We start from the raw sequence: 753 nt of genomic DNA on the forward strand, positions 1-753 counted from the left end.
GGCGAGGGCGGTGAGGCGCAGGGCCGCCGGACCGCGGCCCTGCGCCTCACCGCCCTCGCCGTCCTCCCGCTGGCCGTCACCACGCTCGGCACCGGGCCCGCCGCGGCGCACGGCGCCACCTCCGACCCCGTCAGCCGCAGTGTGGCCTGCACGAAGAACCGCACCGCGACCGAAGCCTGCCGGCTCGCCCTCGCCGCGAGCCCCGCCATCCCCGGCGACTGGAAGTCGATCGTCCAAGGCCGCGCCATCGACCACAGCACCCCCACCTCCTCGCCGCAGCACCGCGCCCGCATCCCCGACGGCAAGCTGTGCAGCGCCGGCAACGCCCAGTTCTCCGGCCTGGACCTGCCCCGCGACGACTTCCCCTCGACGACCCTGCCCGGCGGCGCCGAGTACGACCTGCGCTACGACATCAGCGCCCTGCACAACCCGTACCGCATGGAGATGTACGTCACGAAGGACGGCTACGACCCGAAGAAGCCGCTGAAGTGGTCCGACCTGGAGGACACCCCCTTCCTCAGCGCGGACAACACGGCGGCGACCGCGGCCCCGTCCGGCTACCTCGGCTCCAAGGCGTTCACGTTCAAGGCGGTGCTGCCGGAGAAGAAGGGCAAGCACCTGATCTACACGATCTGGCACGGCCTGAAGAAGCCGGACGGCTCCTTCCAGAGCGAGGAGGCCTTCTACTCCTGCTCGGACGTCACCTTCAAGTAACCCCCGAGACCGAGGGGGGAGGAACGGCCACCCCACCGC

At 71.4% G+C, this 753-nt stretch carries 1 protein-coding gene; it reads left to right on the top strand.

Annotated features, from left to right (window positions below; genetic code table 11):
- On the top strand, positions 1 to 714 hold a 714-nt coding region (locus EF903_RS33290; protein ID WP_221888826.1), incomplete at its 5' end, for a lytic polysaccharide monooxygenase.
- Positions 715 to 753 lie beyond the last annotated feature (39 nt).

The organism is Streptomyces sp. WAC05292 (assembly GCF_003949955.1).
Taxonomy (GTDB): Bacteria; Actinomycetota; Actinomycetes; order Streptomycetales; family Streptomycetaceae; genus Streptomyces; species Streptomyces globosus.